Genomic DNA, 20,934 nt, shown 5'->3' on the forward strand with positions numbered 1-20,934 from the left:
TACCAACGACCGTATCCGCGTCCCCGAGGTCCGCCTCGTGGGTCCCGCAGGAGAACAGGTCGGCGTCGTCAAGATCGAGGTCGCCCTGCGACTCGCGCAGGACGCAGACCTGGACCTGGTCGAGGTCGCCCCCAACTCCAAGCCGCCCGTGGCCAAGATCATGGACTACGGGAAGTTCAAGTACGAGCAGGCTCAGAAGCTCAAGGAAGCCCGTCGCAACCAGGCGAACACGATCCTCAAGGAGGTCCGTTTCCGCCTGAAGATCGACAAGCACGACTACGAGACCAAGCGCAAGCGCGCCGAGGGCTTCCTCAAGGCCGGCGACAAGGTCAAGGCGATGATCCTCTTCCGCGGTCGCGAGCAGTCGCGCCCCGAGATGGGCGTCCGCCTGCTCCAGCGCTTCGCGGAGGACGTCGCCGAGTTCGGCCAGGTCGAGTCCACCCCGACCATCGACGGTCGCAACATGGTGATGGTCATCGGCCCGCTGAAGAACAAGTCCGAGGCGAAGGCCGAGGCCAATGCGGTCCGCGCCGCTCGTCGCGAGGCCAACACCCCCGAGGACACGGCCGAGGCCGAGTCCGTCTAGTACTTCGCCGCCCCGGCCTCGGGGCCGGTGGACGCCCCGCTCGCGGGGCACCGGTTTCGCCCCGCCGAGCGCGGAGTGACGTTCACAAGGAGAGAACATGCCCAAGATGAAGACCCACTCGGGTGCCAAGAAGCGCTTCAAGGTGACCGGCTCCGGCAAGGTCATGAAGCAGCAGGCCGGCATGCGTCACAACCTGGAGTCCAAGTCCAGCGTTCGCACGCGCCGCCTCAACCAGGACCAGGTCCTCGCCCCGCAGGACGCCAAGGTCGCCAAGAAGCTTCTCGGTCTGTAGCCCACCGCCGGCGCAGCCCGCTGCGCCGCGTGGTCGCTACTCAGCCGACACGGATCGATAGGAAGAAACAGCAATGGCAAGAGTGAAGAGGGCCGTCAACGCCCACAAGAAGCGTCGCGTCATCCTCGAGCGCGCCTCGGGCTACCGCGGCCAGCGGTCGCGCCTCTACCGCAAGGCGAAGGAGCAGGTCACCCACTCCCTCGTCTACTCGTACCGCGACCGCCGCGCCAAGAAGGGCGAGTTCCGTCGTCTCTGGATCCAGCGCATCAACGCCGCGTCCCGCGCGAACGGCCTGACCTACAACCGCTTCATCCAGGGCCTCGCCCTGGCCGGCGTCCAGGTCGACCGCCGCATCCTCGCGGACCTCGCGATCACCGAGCCGGCCACGTTCGCCTCGCTCGTCGCGACCGCGAAGAGCGCGCTGCCCGCCGACACCTCGGCGCCCAAGGCCGCAGCGTAGTCAGCACGGCTTCCCGGAGGGGGTCGCGACCGAGAGGTCGCGGCCCCCTCCGTCGTTCGAGGGCCCTCCCGCGCCGTGTCTGCGGGGGCGGCGATCACCGCGCCGATAGGCTCGCCGCATGCTCGACAACCCCCGCTCTCCCCGTGTCCGCTCCGTGGCGAAGCTCACCCGCCGCCCGGCCCGGCTCGAGACGGGGCTCTTCCTCCTCGAGGGCCCGCAGGCACTCTCCGAGGCTCTGCAGTACCGCCCGGAGCTGATCGTCGAGTCGTTCGCGACTCCGACCGCTCTGGAGCGGCACCCCGAGATCGTCGCCGCGGCCGCCGAGGCGGAGGTGGAGATCGAGTACGTGACCGAGGACGTCCTCGACGCGATGGCCGACACCGTCACTCCGCAGGGCTTCGTCGCGGTCTGCCGTCAGTTCCCCACGTCGCTCAAGGACGTCGTCGCCTCCGAGCCGCGCCTCGTGGCGGTGCTCGAGGAGGTCCGCGATCCGGGCAATCTCGGCACGATCATCCGTGCCGCCGACGCCGCCGGCGCTGACGCGGTCGTGCTGTCCGGCCGCTCGGTCGACCTCTACAACCCCAAGGTCGTGCGCTCCACGACCGGCTCGCTCTTCCACCTCCCGGTCGCGGTCGGCGCCGACCTCGCCGACGTGCTGGGCCGGCTCCGCGGCGTGGGACTGCGCTCCGTCGCGGCCGACGTGAAGGGGGAGGACCTGCTCGACGTCCGCGCACGCGGGGACCTCGCCCAGCCGACCGTCTGGGTCTTCGGCAACGAGGCGCGCGGCCTCGAGGACGAGTCGCTCGCCCTCGTCGACGGCGTGGTCGCGGTGCCCATCTACGGGGCGGCGGAGTCGCTCAACCTCGCGACCGCGGCCTCCGTCTGCCTGTACGAGAGCGCCTTCGCGCTGCGTTCCTGAGAGGAACCGGGCCGAGGGGGCCGCGAACCTGGAGAACAGGGCGCGTTGTTACCCTTCGGTTAAGAATTCCCTCATGATTTGACCGGCCCATCCCCGTGTGCTTCTCTGACGGCATGGTCACAGCCCCGCAAGACGAGCGCGCCGCCGCTCCCGCCGGTGAACCCCTCGTCGTCCTCTCCGGGGTGCAGAAGCACTACGGCGACTTCCAGGCTCTGAAGGACATCGATCTGACGGTGCACCGGGGCGAGGTCGTCGTGGTCCTCGGCCCCTCCGGATCCGGCAAGTCGACGCTCTGCCGCACGGTCAACCGGCTCGAGACGATCTCGGGCGGCACCATCACCATCGACGGGCAGAAGCTCCCGGAGGAGGGCAAGGGCCTCGCCGCGCTCCGCGCCGACGTCGGGATGGTCTTCCAGTCGTTCAACCTCTTCGCGCACAAGACGATCCTCGAGAACGTCACCCTCGGCCCGATCAAGGTCCGCGGGCTCTCCCGCAAGGACGCGGAGGCCCAGGCCACGGCGCTGCTCGACCGGGTCGGCGTCGGCCACCAGGCCGCCAAGACCCCGGCCCAGCTCTCCGGCGGGCAGCAGCAGCGCGTCGCGATCGCACGGGCGCTGGCGATGAAGCCCAAGGTGATGCTGTTCGACGAGCCGACCTCGGCGCTCGACCCCGAGATGATCAACGAGGTCCTGGACGTGATGGTCGGGCTCGCCAAGGACGGGATGACGATGATCGTCGTCACCCACGAGATGGGCTTCGCCCGGAAGGCCGCCGACCGCGTCGTGTTCATGGCCGACGGCGAGATCCTCGAGGACACCGACCCGGAGTCGTTCTTCACCGCGCCCCGCACCGACCGGGCCAAGGACTTCCTCTCCAAGCTCATCACGCACTAGAAGCGCGATCAGCAGCCACCAGGCAGGTCGGACCCGTGACCCGGGAGCCGACCCGACATCGCCCGCTCCGGCGGGCCGAACCCCAGGAAGGACGATCATGCGCACCAGGCTCATGTTCATGACCGCGGGACTCGCAGCAGCGACCCTCGCCCTCGCCGGCTGCTCCGGCGACTCCGGAACCGCCGGCGGCGGCGCCGGTGGAGGCTCCGAGGGAGGGACCTCCGCGTACGAGGTCGCCTCCGACGTCACTCTCGAGGGCAGCCCGACCTTCGACGCGATGACCGCGGACGGCAAGGTCGTCATCGGCGTCAAGGAGGACCAGCCCGGGCTGGGCTACCTCGACGCGGCGACCGGCGAGCGCTCCGGCTTCGACATCGAGATCGCCAAGTGGACCGCCGCCTCGCTCGGCTTCGCGGCCGACGCCATCGAGTTCAAGGCGATCCCGTCGGCCAACCGCGAGGCGTCGATCGTGAACGGCGACATCGACTACTACGTCGGCACCTACTCGATCACCGACAAGCGCAAGGAGCAGGTCGGCTTCGCCGGACCCTACTTCGAGACCGGCCAGCAGCTGCTCGTCGCGGCCGACAACGACACGATCACCGGACCGGACGACCTCACCGCCGACACCACCGTGTGCTCGGCCACCGGCTCCACCCCGATCCAGAACATCCGCACCAACTACCCCGAGGTGAAGACCGAGGAGTTCGACACGTACTCGCAGTGCGTGGACGCGCTCGCCGACGGCACCGTCGACGCCGTCACCACCGACGGCGCGATCCTGATCGGCTACGCCGCTCAGCGGCCCGACGAGCTCAAGGTCGTCGGAGAGCCCTTCAGCACCGAGCTGTACGGCATCGGCCTGCCCAAGGACGACGACGCCCTGCGCCACTTCGTCAACGGCATGCTGACCGACGGCGGCGAGACCTGGAGCGCCATCTACGACGAGACGCTCGGCCAGTCCGGCACGACCGTCACCCAGCCGGCGGTGAACGACTACTAGGAGGCGCCCCGGGCGGCCCGACCGCCGCCCGGGGGTCCCCTCTCCTCGACCACCACCACCGCTCCGATAGAAGGGCCAGCCGCATGGATGTCCTGTTGAACAACCTCGACGTCTACGTCCCGGCCTTCGGCAACACCCTGATCCTCTTCAGCGTCTCGCTCGTGTTCGCCCTGCTGATCGGCACGGTGGTCGGCGCGATGCGCGTCTCGCCCGTCCCGATCGCCCGCGCGGTCGGCACGGTGTACGTGAACACCATCCGGAACACCCCGCTCACGCTGGTGATGTTCTTCTTCGCCTTCGGCTACCCCAAGCTCGACCTGCCGCAGGTGGACTACACGAACCTGGCGATCTGCGCCCTCAGCCTCTACACCGCGACCTACGTCGCGGAGGTGCTGCGCTCGGGCATCAACACCGTGCCGATCGGCCAGGCCGAGGCCGCCCGCGCGATCGGTCTCGACTTCGGCCTCACCATGACGCAGGTCGTCCTGCCCCAGGCCTTCCGCTCCGTGATCCCGCCGCTCATGAGCGTCCTGATCGCGCTGCTGAAGAACACCACCGTCGCCGCCGGCTTCTCGGTCGCGGAGGCGGGCACCATCGTCCGCGTGCTCAACGAGCGCGGCGAGAACAGCCTCATCGTCGTCCTCTGGGTGGCCCTGGTCTTCGTGGTCCTGGTCACCCTGCTCTCGCTCGTCCAACGTCAGCTCGAGAAGAAGTGGAGGGTCGCCCGATGAGCTCCGTCCTCTTCGACAACCCCGGCCCCCGGGCCGTCGTGCGCAACCGCGTCATCGGCGTCGTCGTCGTCCTGCTGATCGCGGCCTTCCTCGGCTTCGTGGTCTGGCGCTTCGCGGAGTCCGGCCAGTTCGACGCCTCCAAGTGGCGCGCGTTCGGCTACCCGCTGGTCTGGCAGAGCATCGGCGGCGCCCTCGGCCGCACGCTCGCGGCCTTCGCCACGGCGGGCGTCGCCAGCCTCGTCCTCGGCCTCCTCCTGGCGATCGGCCGGCTCTCGGACCGGCGCTGGATCAACGTCCCCGTCACGCTCTTCATCGAGCTGTTCCGGGCGATCCCCGTCCTGATCCTGATGATGCTGATGTACTACGGCCTGCCGTTCGCGGGCCTCAAGCTCAGCCCCTACCTCGCCGTCGTCATCGCCCTGACCCTCTACAACGGCTCCGTCTTCTCCGAGATCTTCCGCGCCGGCATCGAAGCCCTCCCGCGAGGACAGAAGGAGGCGGGCTACGCGATCGGCCTGCGCAAGTCCGGCGTGATGCGGCTCATCCTGTTCCCCCAGGCGATCCGCTCGATGCTGCCCGTGATCATCGCCCAGCTCGTCGTCGCCCTCAAGGACACGGCGCTCGGCTCGATCATCACCTACAACGAGCTGCTGTACTACGCGCGCTACCTGGGCAACCAGTCGAGCCTCGACAGCCCGATCATCCCGGCGGCGATCGTCATCGGAGCGATCTACATCGGCATCTGCCTCCTCCTCTCGGGGCTGGCGAAGTGGATCGAGATCCGCACCAAGAGCGGCGGACGCGGCGGCCGCACCATCGGCGGCCACCCCGCAGCCCGCGCGCAGACGGACACGCAGCTGATCGCTGTGCAGGACTGAACTGTGAGGATCGCCCGAGGGCGATCCTCACCGCGGTCGGCTTCCTGACGGGGTCGGGTTCCGCAGAGCCTCCTGCGTCCGGCTAGGAGGAATCGCTCGCACGCGATTCCTCCGTTCGCCTCGAGGGTCCGGCGATCGCTCAGCGCATCGAGCGGTGGTGCTCCGCTCCGGCGTCGTCGACGCGGAGGCGGTGGTGATCGGGGAGTCGCGATCGGTCCGGGCGTCTTCCCGTCCGGCGGCGCCCAGCTTCCTGCCGGTCGAGCAGCCTCCGACCCCGGCGTAGCGAGAAACCGCCTCTGCTGGTCGAGCAGCGCCGGTGGCGGGGCTTCGAGAGCCGTCGGCGCAGACGGGGGCCTGGCCGCGGACGAGCGCGACGAGCACCGCGCGCGGGCGGCGGGAGGGGGCGGAGGCCCTCGCCTACACTGGGGGATCGTGTCAGACAGCAACCCGATCACCGACGAGGCCGTCTCCGCGGCGGTCGCCGACGCCCTCGCCGCCATCGGCGCGGCGGGCGACTCCACCGCTCTGAAGTCCGCCCGAGCCGCCCACCTCGGCGAGGGGTCCGCCCTCGCCCGCCTCAACGCGCAGATGCGCTCCGTCCCGCCCGAGCACAAGGCGGCGTCCGGCAAGCTCGTCGGCGGTGCCCGCAAGCAGGTGGGCGACGCCTACGCCGCCCGCGAGGCCGAGCTCGTCGAGGCGGAGGACGCGGCCGCGCTCGAGGCCGAGCGCGTGGACGTCACCGCCGGCGCCAGCTTCGTGCGCCGCGGCGCCCGCCACCCCCTCTCGCTCCTCCAGGAGTCGATCGCCGACGTGTTCGTCGGGATGGGCTGGGAGATCGCGGAGGGGCCGGAGCTCGAGAACGAGTGGTTCAACTTCGACGCCCTGAACTTCGACGAGGACCACCCGGCCCGCGCCATGCAGGACACCTTCTTCGTCGACCCCGTCGACTCGCACCTGGTGCTGCGCACGCACACCTCGCCGGTGCAGATCCGCTCGATGCTCGAGCGCCCGCTGCCGCTCTACGTGATCGCTCCCGGACGGGTGTACCGCACCGACGAGCTCGACGCGACGCACACGCCCGTGTTCACCCAGTTCGAGGGTCTCGCCGTCGACCGCGGCCTGACCATGGCGCACCTGCGGGGCACCCTCGAGCACGTCGCGCGGATCCTCTTCGGCGACGACGCGCGCATCCGCCTGCGCCCGAACTACTTCCCCTTCACCGAGCCCAGCGCCGAGCTGGACGTCTGGCACCCGACCTTCGTCGGCGGTGCCCGCTGGATCGAGTGGGGCGGCTGCGGCATGGTCAATCCGAACGTGCTGCGCGCGGCCGGGATCGACCCGGAGGAGTACTCCGGGTTCGCCTTCGGCATGGGGATCGAGCGGACCCTGATGTTCCGCAACGATGTGAAGGACATGCGCGACATGGTCGAGGGCGACGTCCGCTTCAGCGAGCAGTACGGGATGGTGATCTGATGCGCATCCCGCTGAGCTGGCTGGGGGAGTACGTCGACCTCGAGCAGGACGTCACGACGGAGTCCGTGCACGCGGCCCTGGTGTCGGTCGGCCTGGAGGAGGAGGACGTCCACCGGTTCGAGGTGACCGGGCCCGTCGTCGTCGGTGAGGTGCTCGACCTCGCTCCGGAGCCGCAGAAGAACGGCAAGACCATCAACTGGTGCCACGTCCGCGTGGCCCCGGAGGGCGGGCGTGCCGCCGACGGCGGAGAGGACGTCCGCGGCATCGTCTGCGGAGCCCACAACTTCGCGGCCGGCGACAAGGTCGTCGTGTCACTGCCGGGCGCGGTCCTGCCCGGGCCGTTCCCGATCTCCGCGCGGAAGACCTACGGGCACGTGTCCGACGGGATGATCGCCTCGAGCCGCGAGCTCGGCCTCGGGGACGACCACGACGGCATCCTCCGCCTCGCCTCGCTCGGGCTCGACCCGGAGCCGGGCACGGACGCCGTCGCGCTCCTCGGTCTCGACGACGCCGCGGTCGAGGTCAACGTGACGCCCGACCGCGGCTACGCCTTCTCGATCCGCGGCATCGCCCGCGAGTACGCCCACGCCACCGGAGCCGCCTTCCGCGACCCCGCTCGGGCGCTCCCTCCGCACGAGCGCACGGAGACGGCCCCCGTCTTCCCCGTGTCCGTGGCCGACGAGGCGCCGATCCGCGGCCGTGTCGGCGCCTCCGTGTTCGTCACGCGCGTCGTCCGGGGCGTCGACGTCTCACGACCGACGCCGCCGTGGATGCTCGCGCGACTGCGACTGGCCGGCGTCCGCTCGATCTCGCTCGTCGTGGACATCACCAACTACGTGATGTTCGAGCTGGGCCAGCCGCTGCACGGCTACGACCTGGCGACCCTGCAGGGCGGCATCGTGGTGCGCCGCGCCGCACCGGGGGAGACCCTCGAGACGCTCGACGGCCAGACCCGGCGCCTGCACGCGGAGGACCTCGTCATCGCCGACGACGGCGGGGCGATCGGCCTCGCCGGAGTGATGGGGGGCGCGCGCACCGAGATCTCGGACGCCACGTCCGACGTCCTGCTCGAGGCGGCGAACTTCGACCCGGTCTCGATCGCCCGGACGGCTCGCCGGCACAAGCTGCCGAGCGAGGCGTCGCGGCGCTTCGAGCGCGGCGTCGACCCCGAGGTGGCCTCGGTCGCCGCGGCCCGCGCGGTGCAGCTGCTCGTGGAGCTCGCCGGCGGCACGGCGGACGAGCTCGGCTCGGTCCTGGCCGACGCGCGCACGGCGGAGCCGGTCGAGCTGCCGGACGGCTACGTCGCAGGCCTCATCGGCGTGGAGTACACCCCGGAGGAGATCCGCGGCGCGCTCGTCGAGATCGGCGCCTCCGTCGAGGCCGGCGGAGCGGGCCTGCTGGTGACTCCGCCGAGCTGGCGCCCCGACCTCGTCGACCGCGCCTCGCTCGCGGAGGAGGTCGCCCGCATCACCGGGTACGACCGCATCCCGGCGATCCTGCCCGTGGCGCCTCCCGGCCGCGGGCTGACCCCGGGCCAGCGGCTGCGCCGCACCCTCGCCCAGGCGCTCGCCGCCGCGGGTCTGACCGAGGTGCTCTCGTACCCGTTCCTCTCGCGCTCGATCAACGACCGGCTCGGCTCGGTCGACGGGGAGCCGCAGGAGCAGATCACGCTCGCCAACCCGCTCGACGCGACCGCGGGCCAGCTGCGGATCTCTCTGCTGCCGGGTCTCGTGCAGGTCGCGGCCCGCAACCGCTCGCGCGGCCTGACGGATCTCGCGGTCTACGAGCTCGGCTCCGTCTTCCTCCCGGTTGCCGGCCGCCCGTTCGGCTCGGGGGCGCTCCCTGCGGGCGGGACGCGTCCGTCCGCGGAGGTCGAGGCCGAGCTGAACGCGGGCATTCCGCCGCAGCCGCGGCACCTCGCGGCGCTGCTCACGGGTGCCGCCGTCGTGCGCCAGCCCGGTGTCGCCGGGCGTGACGTCGACTGGCGCGACGCCCTCGACGTGGTCCGCGAGGTCGCCGCGGCGACCGGCACCGAGCTCGTGCTGCGCCAGGGGGCCCACGCCGCGCTGCACCCGGGCCGCACCGCCGAGGTCGTGCTCGACGGCGCGGTCATCGGGCACGCGGGGGAGCTGCTCCCGGCGCTCGCCGAGGAGCTCGACCTCCCGCGCCGCGTCGCCGTGGTCGAGCTCGACCTCGAGCCGCTGCTCGCGCGGGCCGGGAGGGTCGTCGTGGCCCGTCCGGTGGGCGCGCTGCCCGCCGCGACCCAGGACCTCTCGCTCGTCGTGCCGGTCGGCATCGCGGCAGCCGACGTGCGCGCCGCCGTCGCCGAGGGGGCGGGCGAGCTGCTCGAGGCGATCCGCCTGGTCGACGACTACCGCGGCACCGGGCTCGCCGAGGGGACGAAGTCGCTGACGTTCGCGCTGCGCTTCCGCGCGCCGGACCGCACGCTCACCGCGGCCGAGGCGACGGCCGCGAAGGAGAACGGCGTGGCCGTGGCGGCGGAGCGCTTCGGCGCCCGACTCCGCGAGTGAGGCCGGGGGTCCCGTCCGGCTCGGCCGGGCGGGGCCCCGCACCCGCACCGGCTAGGCTCTCGGGCATGACTTTCTCCGTGGCGGTGGCCGGTGCGAGCGGCTACGCGGGCGGCGAGCTGCTGCGACTGCTCGCCGACCACCCCGAGTTCGAGGTGCGCACGGTGACGGCGCACGCCAACGCGGGTCAGCCCCTCATCGCCGTGCACCCGCACCTCCGCTCGCTCCGCGACCTCGTCCTCGTCGACACGACGACCGGGAACCTCGCCGGGCACGACGTCGTCTTCCTCGCCCTCCCGCACGGGAAGTCGGGCGAGATCACCGCGACCCTCCCCGAGGACGTCCTCGTCGTCGACTGCGGCGCCGACCACCGCCTGACCGACCCGCAGGACTGGGCCGACTTCTACGGGGGCGACTTCGCCGGGGCCTGGCCCTACGGGCTCCCGGAGCTGCTGATCGGCGGCGGCGGACGCAAGCAGCGCGAGGCGCTCGCCGGAGTGCGGCGCATCGCCGTCCCCGGCTGCAACGTCACGGCGATCACGCTCGGCCTGGCCCCCGGTCTGCACGCCGGAGTGATCGAGTCGTCGGACCTCGTCGCGGTCCTCGCCGTCGGCCCCTCGGGTGCGGGCAAGAGCCTGCGGACCGACCTCCTCGCCAGCGAGCTCCTCGGCTCCGCGCACGCCTACGGCCTCGGCGGAGCGCACCGTCACAATCCCGAGATCCGGCAGAACCTCCTGCTCGCCGGAGCCGGACCCGTCTCGATCTCGTTCACGCCGGTCCTCGTGCCGATGTCCCGGGGCATCCTGGCGACCTCGACCGCGCGCCTCGCTCCCGGCGTCTCGGCGCAGGACGTGCGCGCCGCGTGGGAGACCGCCTACGGCGACGAGACCTTCGTCCAGCTGCTCTCGGAGGGCTCCTTCCCCCGGACGGCCGACGTGGTAGGGGCGAACACCGCTCTGATAGGACTCGCCGTGGACGAGCGGGCCCGCCGCGTCGTGGTCGTCTCGGCCATCGACAACCTGGTCAAGGGCACCGCGGGCGCGGCCGTCCAGTCCACCAACATCGCCCTGGGACTCCCGGAGTCCCTCGGCCTGAGCGTGAACGGAGTCGCGCCGTGAGCGTCACCGCAGCAGCAGGGTTCCGGGCGGCCGGAGTCGTCGCCGGGCTCAAGTCGACCGGAGCGCGCGACGTCGCGCTCGTGCAGAACCTCGGCCCGCTGCAGAGCGCCGCCGCGGTCTTCACGAGCAACCGCTGCAAGGCGAATCCCGTCCTCTGGAGCGAGCAGGTGATGCGCGACGGCGTGGTCTCGGCGATCGTCCTCAACTCCGGCGGCGCCAACTGCTACACGGGTGCTCAGGGCTTCCAGGTCACCCACCGCACCGCGGAGCTCGTGGGCGAGAGCCTCGAGGTGTCCGCCGGCGACGTGCTGGTGTGCTCCACCGGGCTGATCGGCGACCAGCTCGACCTCGCGAAGCTCGCCACCGGCGTGACCGGCGCCTCCGCCGAGCTCGCCGGGGGACCCGAGGCGGGCGAAGCGGCCGCCCGCGCGATCATGACCACCGACACGGTCCCGAAGCAGGCGGTGGTCCGCTCCGAGCGGGGCTGGAGCATCGGCGGCATGGCCAAGGGCGCCGGGATGCTCGCGCCGGGTCTGGCGACGATGCTGGTCGTGATCACGACCGACGCGGCCCTCGAGTCCGCCGCTCTCGACACCGCCCTGCGTGCCGCGACCCGCGTCACCTTCGACCGCCTCGACTCGGACGGCTGCATGTCGACGAACGACACCGTCGCACTGCTCGCGAGCGGCGCCAGCGGCGTCGAGGCCGACGCCGACGAGTTCACCGCGGCCCTGACCGCGGTCTGCCGCGACCTCACCCTGCAGCTGCAGGCCGACGCGGAGGGCGCCGACCACGACGTCGCGATCCGCGTGCTGAACGCCGCGACCGAGGACGAGGCCGTGGTCGTCGCCCGCGCCGTCTCCCGCAGCAACCTGTTCAAGGCCGCGATCTTCGGCAAGGATCCCAACTGGGGCCGCGTCCTCGCCGCCGTGGGCACGACCGATGCGCAGTTCGACCCGTACGGCATCGACGTCGCGATGAACGGGGTGCAGGTCTGCCTCGCGGGCGAGCCGCACGAGAGCCGCGACCTCGTCGACCTCGCCCCTCGGGAGGTCGCCGTCGACATCGACCTGCACGCCGGGGACGCGACGGCCACGATCTGGACCAACGACCTCACGCACGACTACGTGCACGAGAACTCCGCGTACTCGAGCTGAGGCGGCCATGAGCGACGACACCACCCTCTCGGCCGAGAGCCGCGCCGAGCGCGACGCCGCGCCCGGGAAGGCCGCGACGCTCATCGAGTCGCTGCCCTGGCTGCAGAGCTTCCACGGGCGCACGATGGTGATCAAGTTCGGCGGCAACGCGATGGTGTCGGAGGAGCTGCAGCGCTCCTTCGCCCAGGACATGGTCTACCTGCGCTACGCCGGGATCCGCCCCGTGGTCGTCCACGGCGGCGGGCCCCAGATCTCGCGGATGCTCGACCGGCTCGGGATCGAGAGCGAGTTCCGGGGCGGCTACCGGGTCACGAGCCCCGAGGCGATGGAGGTGGTGCGGATGGTGCTCACCGGCAGCATCAGCCGCGACATCGTCCGCCGGATCAACGAGCACGGCCCCCTCGCCGCCGGCATCTCCGGTGAGGACGCGGGCCTCTTCGTCGGCCGCCGCCGCGGTGTCGTGATCGACGGCGAGGAGCACGACCTCGGACTCGTCGGAGACGTGATTGCCGTGGACCCCGCCGCCGTCCTCGCTCAGCTCGAGGCCGGCCGGATCCCGGTCGTGTCCTCGATCGCCCCCGATTCGGACGACCCCACGCAGTCGCTGAACGTCAACGCCGACGCCGCCGCCGCCGCGCTGGCCGTCGCGCTCGGCGCCGAGAAGCTCGTCGTCCTCACCGACGTGGCCGGCCTCTACTCCGACTGGCCCGACCGCGAGTCGCTCGTCTCGCACATCCGCTCGGACGACCTCGCGGCTCTGCTGCCCTCGCTCGAATCGGGCATGATCCCCAAGATGACCGCCTGCCTCGACGCCGTGCGCGGGGGAGTGCCCAAGGCCGCCATCATCGACGGCCGCATCCCGCACTCGATCCTGCTCGAGGTGTTCACCTCGGAGGGCATCGGCACCGAGGTCGTCGCCTCGCTCGATCCCCGCGACCGGGAGCGAATGTCGGGCCGCTGATCCTCAGCGGCCCCGGCTCCGAGCGCCCGTCCCGTCCGGGACGCGCGCACCGTCGGCCCTCGCGGCCGGACCGCTCCGATCGAAAGGCCACCATGTCCATCCCCACGACCGCGTCCCGCACCGGCTCGGCGCGCGACCGCTACTCCGCCGCGATGATGCAGACCTTCGCGCCGCCGCTCGCCGTGCTCGAGCGCGGCGAGGGCTGCCGGGTCTGGGACGTCGACGGGCGGGAGTACCTCGACTTCCTCGGCGGCATCGCCGTCAACTCGCTCGGCCATGCGCATCCCGTGTTCGTCGAGGCCGTGACGCGCCAGGCCGGTGCGCTCGCCCACGTCTCCAACTACTTCGCGACCGCCCCGCAGATCGAGCTCGCCGAGACCCTGCGCCGCCTCACCGGGGCCGGGGAGACGGGCCGCGTCTACTTCGCCAACTCGGGTACCGAGGCCAACGAGGCGGCCTTCAAGCTGGCGCGGCTGAACGCGGCCGGCGGCCGGCACCGCGTCCTGGCGCTGCAGAACGCGTTCCACGGGCGGACGATGGGCGCGCTCGCTCTGACCGGCAAGGCGGCCATGCGCGCGCCGTTCGAGCCGATGCCGGGAGGGGTCGAGCACCTCGAGGCGAGCATCGAGGCCCTCGAGGCGGCTCTCGACGAGTCCGTCGCCGCGCTGATCGTCGAGCCCATCCAGGGGGAGGCGGGCGTCATCCCGCTGCCGGCCGGCTACCTCGAGCGCGCGCGGGAGCTGACCCGCGAGCACGGCGCGCTACTCATCGTCGACGAGATCCAGACCGGGGTCGGGCGGACCGGACGCTGGTTCGCCTACCAGGAGGCGGGAATCCTGCCCGACGCCGTCACCCTGGCCAAGGGGCTCGGCGGAGGCTTCCCCGTCGGAGCGCTGGTGACCTTCGGCGAGGCGTCCGACCTCCTGCAGAAGGGCCACCACGGCAGCACCTTCGGCGGCAATCCGCTCGCGACCGCCGTGGCCGGAGCCGTGCTCGCCGAGATCGAGCGCGCCGACCTTCTCGGCAACGCGCGGGAGCGCGGGGCGCAGATCGTCGACGCGCTGACCGCTCTCGACTCGCCCCTGATCGGAGGGGTCCGCGGCGCGGGCCTCCTCCTGGGCATCGCCCTGACCCGGCCGGTCGCCGCCGAGCTCGCCGCCGCCTGCCTCGACGTCGGCCTGATCGTGAACGCGGCGAACGACTCGAGCATCCGGCTCGCGCCTCCGCTCGTGGTGACCGCCGCCGACGTCGCCGAGTTCGCCGAGCGCTTCGGCCGCGCACTGCAGACCCTCTGACCCCGTACCTCCACCGAAAGCGACCAGCACCGTGACCCGCCACTTCCTCCGCGACGACGACATCACTCCCGCCGAGCAGGCCGAGATCCTCGACCTCGCCCTCGAGCTCAAGCGCGACCGCTTCTCCCGGAAGCCCCTCGCCGGGCCGCAGACCGTCGCCGTGATCTTCGACAAGTCCTCCACGCGCACCCGTGTCTCCTTCGCGGTCGGCATCGCCGATCTCGGCGGCAGCCCCCTGATCATCTCGACCGCGAGCAGCCAGCTCGGCGGCAAGGAGACCGCCTCCGACACGGCGCGGGTCCTGGAGCGCCAGGTCGCCGCCATCGTGTGGCGCACCTACGCGCAGTCGGGCCTGGAGGAGATGGCGCGCAGCACGCGCGTGCCGGTCGTCAACGCGCTCTCGGACGAGTTCCACCCGTGCCAGCTCCTCGCCGATCTGCTGACCATCCGCGAGCACCGCGGTCACCTCGCGGGACTCACGCTCACGTTCTTCGGCGACGGAGCGAGCAACATGGCGCACTCGTACCTCCTGGCGGGGGCCACGGCCGGCATGCACGTCCGCATCGTCTCCCCGGAGTCGTACTCGCCGGACGCGGCGGTCCTGGCCGATGCGCAGCGCATCGCCGCGACCACCGGCGGATCGGCGATCACCACGACCGACCCCGACGAGGGCGCGGCCGGCTCCGACATCGTGATCACGGACACGTGGGTGTCGATGGGCAAGGAGGACGAGAAGGCGGCGCGCGTCGCGACCTTCGGCGCCTACCGGGTCGACGCCGCCACGATGGCCGCTGCCGCTCCCGACGCGCTGTTCCTGCACTGCCTGCCCGCGGACCGCGGCTACGAGGTGACCGCCGACGTGATCGACGGCCCGCAGAGCGTGATCTGGGACGAGGCGGAGAACCGCCTGCACGCGCAGAAGGCCCTGCTCGTGTGGCTCCTGGAGCGCGCCGGCACCGCCGACGCCGCTCAGTAGACTCGACAGCCGAACCCGAGGAGAACCATGACGGAACGACCCTCCGCCCGCGCGGGCGAGGCCGGAGCCCTGTGGGGCGGCCGCTTCGCCGGCGGCCCCTCGCCCGAGCTCGCCGCGCTCTCGAGGTCGACCCACTTCGACTGGCAGCTCGCCCCCTACGACCTCGCCGGCTCCCGCGCCCACGCCCGGGCGCTCGCCGGAGCGGGCTACCTCGACGACGCCGAGCTCACCGCGATGCTCGCGGCGCTCGACCGGCTCGAGGCTGCCGTCGCCGACGGGAGCTTCGCCGCCGACGAGTCGGACGAGGACGTGCACGGCGCCCTCGAGCGCGGCCTGATGCTCGAAGCCGGTCCCGAGCTCGGCGGCAAGCTCCGCGCGGGGCGCTCGCGCAACGACCAGATCGCCACCTTCGTCCGGATGTACCTCCGCGACCACGCGGCGCTCGTCTCGGAGCTGGTGGTGCAGCTCATCGACGCCCTCGCCGCGCAGGCGGCGGCGCACCCGACGGCGATCATGCCCGGGCGCACCCACCTCCAGCACGCTCAGCCCGTGCTCCTCGCGCACCATCTGCTCGCCCACGGCTGGGCGCTGCTGCGCGATCTGGAGCGCCTGCGGGACTGGGCCGTCCGGGCGGACGTCTCGCCCTACGGCTCGGGCGCCCTCGCCGGCTCGACCCTCGGCCTGGACGCCGAGGCGGTCGCCCGCGATCTCGGCTTCGCGTCGAGCGTGCCGAACTCGATCGACGGGACGGCCAGCCGCGACCTCGTCGCCGAGTTCGCCTTCGTCAGCGCCATGATCGGGATCGACGTCTCGCGCATCGCGGAGGAGGTCATCCTCTGGAACACGCGGGAGTTCGCCTTCGTCACGCTCGACGACGGCTACTCGACCGGGTCCTCGATCATGCCGCAGAAGAAGAACCCCGACATCGCCGAGCTCGCCCGGGGGAAGTCCGGCCGGCTGATCGGCAACCTCACCGGGCTGCTCGCGACCCTCAAGGCGCTGCCGCTCGCCTACAACCGCGACCTGCAGGAGGACAAGGAGCCGGTCTTCGACTCGGTGACGACCCTCGAGGTCCTGCTGCCCGCGTTCACCGGCATGATCGCGACCCTCACCTTCCACACCGACCGGATGGCGGAGCTCGCGCCCCAGGGCTTCTCCCTCGCGACCGACGTGGCCGAGTGGCTCGTGAAGAAGCACGTGCCCTTCCGGGACGCCCACGAGATCACCGGCGAGCTGGTCAAGCTGGCGGAGTCGCAGGGGAGGGGGCTCGAGGATCTCGACGACGCCGCGCTCGCCTCGGTGTCGCCGCTGCTCACGCCCGACGTGCGCTCCGTTCTCAGCATCGAGGGATCGGTGGCGAGCCGGGACGGTGTCGGCGGCACGGCTCCCGACCGCGTCTCGGAGCAGCTCGCCCGGCTGACCGAGCGCGTCCGGGTCGTGCGCGGATCCCTCCGGGGGGAGCGCCCGTGACCCTTCGAGGAGCGCCGGGCGACGACGGCCGTCCGCCGCTGCGCCCCTGGCAGCAGCGGACTCTGGTGCTCGTCGCCGCAGTCGTGATCGTCGCGGTGATCGTGATCACCCTCGTGTCGGGCCAGAGCTTCTTCTGAGCGCCGACCTCCCCGACCTCGCGCGCTCGGCCCTCGAGGTGGCACCGGAGCTGCTCGGCCGCGTCCTCCTGCACCGCACGCCGGAGGGCGTGGTCGGCGTCCGGCTGACCGAGGTCGAGGCGTACCTCGGAACCGGTGAGGATCCGGGCTCGCATGCGCTCCGCGGACCGACACCCCGGACGGCTCCCATGTTCGGTCCGCCCGGGTCCGTGTACGCGTACTTCACCTACGGGATGCACACCTGCGTGAACATCGTCTGCTCCCCGGCGGGCACGGCGTCGGCGGTGCTGCTGCGCGCCGGCGAGGTCGTATCGGGGGAGGATCTCGCGATGATCCGGCGCGGACCCGTTCGCAGCCGGGATCTGGCCCGCGGACCCGCACGGCTGGCGAAGGCCCTCGGAGTCCGTCTCACCGAGTCGGGCGACTCACTCGAGGCGGCGTTCGAGCTGCTGCCGGGGGAGAGGCCGTCCTCCGTGGCGGCGGGCCCGCGCACCGGCGTCTCGGGCCCGGGCGGCGGGGACGACTTCCCGTGGCGCTTCAGCATCCCGGGCGACCCCACCGTCTCGCCCTACCGGAGAGCAGTGCCCCGGCGGCGGCCCGGAGCTCAGCCCGCGAGGTAGAGCCGGGCGAGAACGCCGAGAGCCGCCGCCCAGGCGAGGCTCGCCAGCGTGCCGATGATGAACCGCTCGCGCGCCTCCGGGGAGGCGAGCTCGCTGAAGCGGCCGACGCCCTTGATCGCCACCACGACCGCGATCCCCTCGGGGAGACCGCTCATCAGTGCGCCGGCCGTCGCGATCCGCTCGAGGACCCCGATCGTCGTCCCCCCGCGCAGCACCTCGATCGGCTGGCCGATCGCCGAGGGCGCGCTCCCGGCGGCGGGGCGGGAGGTTCCGGCGACCATGATGCCGCCGTGGCTGCCGCTGCGGGAGTCGGCCGTCGCGAGCCGGAGGGTGAGCAGCACGACCGGCCCGCCGCCCGCGATCGCCAGCGCGAAGGCCAGCACCGCCACCAGGACGGAGTGGATCGGGGGCGCGGACGGTCCGGCGACCGCCGTGAGCAGGAAGGCGGCGGCCGCCGCCACGAGGGGGATCCAGGCGAGCTGCGGACGGCGAAGGCGCACGGCGAGCACCGCACCGGCGAGTCCGGCGAGCAGCACGAGCACCACGCCCGTCCACGAGGCGGACTGCAGCGCGGAGGCGAGGAGCAGGGCGGGGGATCCGGGGGGTGCCGTCATCGGGGTGTCCTCTCGTCGGTGGGGTCGAGCGTACGGTCAACCACTGTCAGCAGGCGCGCGAGCGCGTCACGGGCGGGAGCGTCGACTCGAGCACTCGCCGCGCGGACCCGGAGGCTGACCGCCTGCGGGCTGACGGCGAGGCGCTCGGCCGCATCCTTCTGGGAGAGGCCGCTCTCGAGCAGGTCGACGATCTGCCAGCCGGCCTCGGAGCGCGCGTCGCGCAGCAGGAGGAGCGGATCGATCAGCGCCTGGACGTCCGCCGGTGCCGGCGCCGCCGTTCCCGGTGCGTCCGGATCGAGGGAGAAGCGCGTCGGCCGGCCCTTCGCCGCCTCGACCGCCCGGCGCGCCGCGAAGTACGCCTCCCCGGTCGCCGCTCTCGTGGTCGCGGGGAGTGGCCGGTCGACGGGGCCGATCCCGAGGCCGATGCTCCAGTGGCCGGTCCGGTGCAGCTCGAGCACGAGCGCGACGACGGCATCGGCCCGGTCGAGCACGCACTGGAACTCGTCGCCCGCCGTCCGCTCCGGGGGCAGGACGAACGACGCTCGACCGTCGTCGATCAGGCTCGCGATCGCCTGGTCCACGCGGTCGTGGTCGTGCCTGCTGTCGCGCTGATCCGCGGTGATGACGAACATCGGACCTCCTCGATCAAGTATCGGCACTTGATCGCCCCGGATCAAGCCTGTGCGCTTGACTCCCGGAGACCGGCTCCTTCCCGCCGCGGTAGCCTGGTCGGGTGATCGACCAGCACCTCCCCGGGTCCGCGACGAGCCCGCGGCTCGACCCCGCCTTCGACTCCGTGTGGGACGAGCTGGTCTGGCGAGGCTCGGTGCACGTGTCGACCGATGCGGGAGCGTTGCGCGAGCTGCTGTCGGGGGAGCCGATCACCTACTACTGCGGGTTCGACCCGACCGCGCCCAGCCTCCACCTCGGGAACCTGGTGCAGCTGATCGTCATGCGCCGGCTCCAGCTGGCCGGGCATCGGCCGCTCGGGCTCGTCGGCGGCTCGACCGGGCTGATCGGGGATCCGCGTCCGACGGCCGAGCGGACGCTGAACTCGCGCGAGACGGTGACGGCGTGGGTCGAGCGCCTCCAGGCGCAGGTGTCCCGGTTCGTTCCCGCGGGCGGCGACAACGGGCTGCGCCTGGTCAACAACCTCGACTGGACCGCTCCGCTGTCGGCGATCGACTTCCTGCGGGAGATCGGGAAGCACTTCCGTGTGGGGACGATGCTCAAGAAGGACGCGGTCAGCGCCCGCCTCAACTCCGACGCGGGGATCAGCTACACCGAGTTCAGCTACCAGATCCTGCAGGGACTCGACTACCTGGAGCTCTACCGGCAGTACGGGTGCGTCCTGCAGACCGGCGGCAGCGACCAGTGGGGCAACCTGACGAGCGGGACCGACCTGATCCACCGCACGGAGGGCGTGTCGGTCCACGCGATCGGCACACCGCTGGTGATGAACTCCGACGGCACCAAGTTCGGCAAGAGCGAGGGCAACGCCGTCTGGCTCGACTCCGAGCTCACCAGCCCGTACGCGTTCTACCAGTTCTGGGTCAACACGGACGACCGTGACGTCGCCGACCGCCTGCGGATCTTCACCTTCCTGCCGCGCACGGAGATCGAGCGCCTGGAGAAGGCCGCTGCCGACGAGCCGTTCCGCCGGGAGGCGCAGCGCGCGCTCGCCTGGGAGGTCACGTCGCTGGTGCACGGAGCGGAGGCGACGCGCTCGGTGATCGACGCCTCGGCCGCGCTCTTCGGCAAGGGCTCGCTCGAGGGGATCGACCCGGTCATCCTCCGCGGCGCACTCGAGGCGGTGCCCTCGATGGAGGCGACCCCGGAGACGCCGGCGCTGCAGGCGTTCGTCGAGACCGGACTCGTCGCCAGCACGGGGGAGGCGCGGCGGGCTCTCGCCCAGGGCGGGCTCTCGGTGAACAACACCGCCCTCCCGTCCGAGACCGTCACGCTCGGCGAGCTCCCGTTGATCGATGGGATCGCCGTCCTCCGTCGCGGCAAGAAGAGCTTCGCCGGGGCCTTCGTCCGCTGACCGCGTGCCCGCTCTCCTCGAGCGGACGCGGATGATGACGGCGTCGGCGGTCTCATCAGCTCGGTGTCCGGTGTCCGGTGTCCGGTAGCCGGTAGCCGGTAGCCGGTAGCCGGTAGCCGGTAGCCGGTAGCCGGTAGCCGGTAGCCGGTAGCCGGTAGCCGGTAGCCGGTAGCCGGTAGCCGGATGTCCGGTGTCGGGTACCGAGTCGGACACTCAGCGACGCAGAGCCCTTGAATCGCGACACGCCCGGGACGCAGGCGATTTGCCGCTCGGCCGAGGCCCGACGTAATGTAACTCCTCGTCACCCCAAAGGAGCGGCAAGCGGGAGTCAGGCGCAGAGCGTCGAGACCAGCTGGCCCACCTCAAGCGGGGACCATCCCCTCGCTCCCAGGCCTGTTAGAGATTCGTCTCTTGAAGACTGCGGGATCGCGAGCGTAAGATGCAAAGCCTCCACGGGACACGGTCCCGGCTTCGTTGCAAGGCCTCACGGCCGAGCCCGGTGCAGCGGTGCGGTCCTCGATCGCGCAGCGAACACCACAAAGAAGCCGGACTTGACACGGCCTGCGGATGTGCTAAGTTAGTCGAGTTGCCACGGAGGCGATCGGGACTCCGGTTCCGACAAGCCTAACCGGTCTCGGCAAGCAAGACAAATCGAGTGGCTCACGCCCTCGTACAGCAAACTTCGATCACTTTCGTTGTGAAGCACCGTTCTGGTGTGGAGGCGGGATGTGTCCGATTCTTGAGAACTCAACAGCGTGCACTATGTTCAATGCCAATTT

21 protein-coding genes are annotated in these 20,934 nt (G+C 71.8%); 19 read left to right on the plus strand and 2 right to left on the minus strand.

The genetic code is table 11. The annotated features are described in order from the left end of the window. Positions 1 to 37 precede the first annotated feature (37 nt). From infC to C5C33_RS05710, 18 genes are all read left to right on the plus strand, one after another. Positions 38 to 586, plus strand: a complete 549-nt coding sequence (infC, locus tag C5C33_RS05630) for a translation initiation factor IF-3 (protein WP_374952931.1) — start codon at positions 38 to 40, stop codon at positions 584 to 586. 97 nt (positions 587 to 683) lie between these two features. Next, positions 684 to 878 (plus strand): 50S ribosomal protein L35, encoded by a 195-nt coding sequence (gene rpmI / locus C5C33_RS05635; protein WP_055793295.1) that lies wholly within the window; start codon positions 684 to 686, stop codon positions 876 to 878. A gap of 73 nt (positions 879 to 951) precedes the next feature. After that, positions 952 to 1,338 (plus strand): 50S ribosomal protein L20, encoded by a 387-nt coding sequence (gene rplT, locus C5C33_RS05640; RefSeq protein ID WP_104224487.1) that lies wholly within the window; start codon positions 952 to 954, stop codon positions 1,336 to 1,338. A 118-nt stretch (positions 1,339 to 1,456) separates the two neighbouring features. Next, a complete protein-coding gene (locus C5C33_RS05645; protein WP_104224488.1) occupies positions 1,457 to 2,257 on the plus strand; it encodes an RNA methyltransferase in 801 nt (266 codons plus the stop codon). 113 nt (positions 2,258 to 2,370) lie between these two features. Then, the gene (locus tag C5C33_RS05650; RefSeq protein ID WP_104224489.1) at positions 2,371 to 3,150 is read left to right on the plus strand and encodes an amino acid ABC transporter ATP-binding protein; all 780 of its coding nucleotides are present in this window, start codon (positions 2,371 to 2,373) and stop codon (positions 3,148 to 3,150) included. Positions 3,151 to 3,247: 97 nt separating this feature from the next. Further along, positions 3,248 to 4,153 carry a glutamate ABC transporter substrate-binding protein gene (locus C5C33_RS05655; RefSeq protein ID WP_181073455.1) on the plus strand — a complete coding sequence of 302 codons (906 nt, stop codon included), beginning with the start codon at positions 3,248 to 3,250 and terminating at the stop codon, positions 4,151 to 4,153. A gap of 83 nt (positions 4,154 to 4,236) precedes the next feature. Next, positions 4,237 to 4,884, plus strand: coding sequence for an amino acid ABC transporter permease (locus C5C33_RS05660; RefSeq protein WP_104224491.1), 648 nt, complete (start codon positions 4,237 to 4,239; stop codon positions 4,882 to 4,884). Beyond that, the gene (locus tag C5C33_RS05665; RefSeq protein WP_104224492.1) at positions 4,881 to 5,762 is read left to right on the plus strand and encodes an amino acid ABC transporter permease; all 882 of its coding nucleotides are present in this window, start codon (positions 4,881 to 4,883) and stop codon (positions 5,760 to 5,762) included. The genes C5C33_RS05660 and C5C33_RS05665 overlap by 4 nt, the downstream gene beginning before the upstream one ends. 432 nt (positions 5,763 to 6,194) lie before the next feature. Further along, positions 6,195 to 7,235, plus strand: a complete 1,041-nt coding sequence (pheS, locus tag C5C33_RS05670; RefSeq protein ID WP_104250188.1) for a phenylalanine--tRNA ligase subunit alpha — start codon at positions 6,195 to 6,197, stop codon at positions 7,233 to 7,235. Further along, complete coding sequence (gene pheT, locus C5C33_RS05675) at positions 7,235 to 9,766, plus strand: phenylalanine--tRNA ligase subunit beta (RefSeq protein WP_104260632.1); 2,532 nt, start codon at positions 7,235 to 7,237, stop codon at positions 9,764 to 9,766. The genes pheS and pheT overlap by 1 nt, the downstream gene beginning before the upstream one ends. A 65-nt stretch (positions 9,767 to 9,831) precedes the next feature. Next, positions 9,832 to 10,881 (plus strand): N-acetyl-gamma-glutamyl-phosphate reductase, encoded by a 1,050-nt coding sequence (gene argC / locus C5C33_RS05680; RefSeq protein WP_104260633.1) that lies wholly within the window; start codon positions 9,832 to 9,834, stop codon positions 10,879 to 10,881. Beyond that, entirely contained in the window at positions 10,878 to 12,038 is a 1,161-nt protein-coding gene (gene argJ, locus C5C33_RS05685; RefSeq protein ID WP_104260634.1) for a bifunctional glutamate N-acetyltransferase/amino-acid acetyltransferase ArgJ, read from the plus strand. The genes argC and argJ overlap by 4 nt, the downstream gene beginning before the upstream one ends. A 7-nt stretch (positions 12,039 to 12,045) precedes the next feature. Further along, complete coding sequence (gene argB, locus C5C33_RS05690; protein ID WP_104224497.1) at positions 12,046 to 12,999, plus strand: acetylglutamate kinase; 954 nt, start codon at positions 12,046 to 12,048, stop codon at positions 12,997 to 12,999. Positions 13,000 to 13,091: 92 nt separating this feature from the next. Next, positions 13,092 to 14,294, plus strand: coding sequence for an acetylornithine transaminase (locus tag C5C33_RS05695; RefSeq protein ID WP_104260635.1), 1,203 nt, complete (start codon positions 13,092 to 13,094; stop codon positions 14,292 to 14,294). A 31-nt stretch (positions 14,295 to 14,325) separates the two neighbouring features. Next, positions 14,326 to 15,270 carry an ornithine carbamoyltransferase gene (gene argF / locus C5C33_RS05700; protein WP_104238645.1) on the plus strand — a complete coding sequence of 315 codons (945 nt, stop codon included), beginning with the start codon at positions 14,326 to 14,328 and terminating at the stop codon, positions 15,268 to 15,270. A 27-nt stretch (positions 15,271 to 15,297) separates the two neighbouring features. Further along, a complete protein-coding gene (gene argH, locus C5C33_RS05705; protein ID WP_104260636.1) occupies positions 15,298 to 16,740 on the plus strand; it encodes an argininosuccinate lyase in 1,443 nt (480 codons plus the stop codon). Further along, complete coding sequence (locus tag C5C33_RS18410) at positions 16,737 to 16,877, plus strand: hypothetical protein (RefSeq protein ID WP_160034127.1); 141 nt, start codon at positions 16,737 to 16,739, stop codon at positions 16,875 to 16,877. Before argH ends, C5C33_RS18410 begins: the two co-directional genes overlap by 4 nt. Next, complete coding sequence (locus tag C5C33_RS05710) at positions 16,874 to 17,497, plus strand: DNA-3-methyladenine glycosylase (RefSeq protein ID WP_104260637.1); 624 nt, start codon at positions 16,874 to 16,876, stop codon at positions 17,495 to 17,497. Before C5C33_RS18410 ends, C5C33_RS05710 begins: the two co-directional genes overlap by 4 nt. Here C5C33_RS05710 and C5C33_RS05715 read toward each other — a convergent pair. Further along, positions 17,482 to 18,111 (minus strand): hypothetical protein, encoded by a 630-nt coding sequence (locus C5C33_RS05715; protein WP_258059401.1) that lies wholly within the window; start codon positions 18,109 to 18,111, stop codon positions 17,482 to 17,484. The genes C5C33_RS05710 and C5C33_RS05715 overlap by 16 nt on opposite strands. After that, complete coding sequence (locus tag C5C33_RS05720) at positions 18,108 to 18,743, minus strand: DNA-binding protein (RefSeq protein ID WP_104255580.1); 636 nt, start codon at positions 18,741 to 18,743, stop codon at positions 18,108 to 18,110. Before C5C33_RS05720 ends, C5C33_RS05715 begins: the two co-directional genes overlap by 4 nt. Before the next feature lie 101 nt (positions 18,744 to 18,844). On the opposite strand from C5C33_RS05720, the gene tyrS reads away from it, so the two are divergent. After that, on the plus strand, positions 18,845 to 20,155 hold the full coding sequence (gene tyrS / locus C5C33_RS05725; RefSeq protein WP_104224503.1) for a tyrosine--tRNA ligase: 1,311 nt from the start codon (positions 18,845 to 18,847) through the stop codon (positions 20,153 to 20,155). Positions 20,156 to 20,934 lie beyond the last annotated feature (779 nt).

The organism is Rathayibacter sp. AY1H3 (assembly GCF_002932015.1).

What these genes read in the sequence shown, in the direction of transcription:
- C5C33_RS05660 (WP_104224491.1), top strand. Translation starts at nt 4,237, where the DNA reads ATGGATGTCCTGTTGAACAACCTCGACGTCTACGTCCCGGCCTTCGGC.
- pheT (WP_104260632.1), top strand. Translation starts at nt 7,235, where the DNA reads ATGCGCATCCCGCTGAGCTGGCTGGGGGAGTACGTCGACCTCGAGCAG.
- rplT (WP_104224487.1), top strand. Translation starts at nt 952, where the DNA reads ATGGCAAGAGTGAAGAGGGCCGTCAACGCCCACAAGAAGCGTCGCGTC.
- argB (WP_104224497.1), top strand. Translation starts at nt 12,046, where the DNA reads ATGAGCGACGACACCACCCTCTCGGCCGAGAGCCGCGCCGAGCGCGAC.
- C5C33_RS05655 (WP_181073455.1), top strand. Translation starts at nt 3,248, where the DNA reads ATGCGCACCAGGCTCATGTTCATGACCGCGGGACTCGCAGCAGCGACC.
- C5C33_RS05715 (WP_258059401.1), bottom strand. Translation starts at nt 18,111, where the DNA reads ATGACGGCACCCCCCGGATCCCCCGCCCTGCTCCTCGCCTCCGCGCTG.
- rpmI (WP_055793295.1), top strand. Translation starts at nt 684, where the DNA reads ATGCCCAAGATGAAGACCCACTCGGGTGCCAAGAAGCGCTTCAAGGTG.
- C5C33_RS05645 (WP_104224488.1), top strand. Translation starts at nt 1,457, where the DNA reads ATGCTCGACAACCCCCGCTCTCCCCGTGTCCGCTCCGTGGCGAAGCTC.
- argH (WP_104260636.1), top strand. Translation starts at nt 15,298, where the DNA reads ATGACGGAACGACCCTCCGCCCGCGCGGGCGAGGCCGGAGCCCTGTGG.
- argC (WP_104260633.1), top strand. Translation starts at nt 9,832, where the DNA reads ATGACTTTCTCCGTGGCGGTGGCCGGTGCGAGCGGCTACGCGGGCGGC.
- C5C33_RS05665 (WP_104224492.1), top strand. Translation starts at nt 4,881, where the DNA reads ATGAGCTCCGTCCTCTTCGACAACCCCGGCCCCCGGGCCGTCGTGCGC.
- C5C33_RS05650 (WP_104224489.1), top strand. Translation starts at nt 2,371, where the DNA reads ATGGTCACAGCCCCGCAAGACGAGCGCGCCGCCGCTCCCGCCGGTGAA.
- C5C33_RS05695 (WP_104260635.1), top strand. Translation starts at nt 13,092, where the DNA reads ATGTCCATCCCCACGACCGCGTCCCGCACCGGCTCGGCGCGCGACCGC.
- C5C33_RS05720 (WP_104255580.1), bottom strand. Translation starts at nt 18,743, where the DNA reads ATGTTCGTCATCACCGCGGATCAGCGCGACAGCAGGCACGACCACGAC.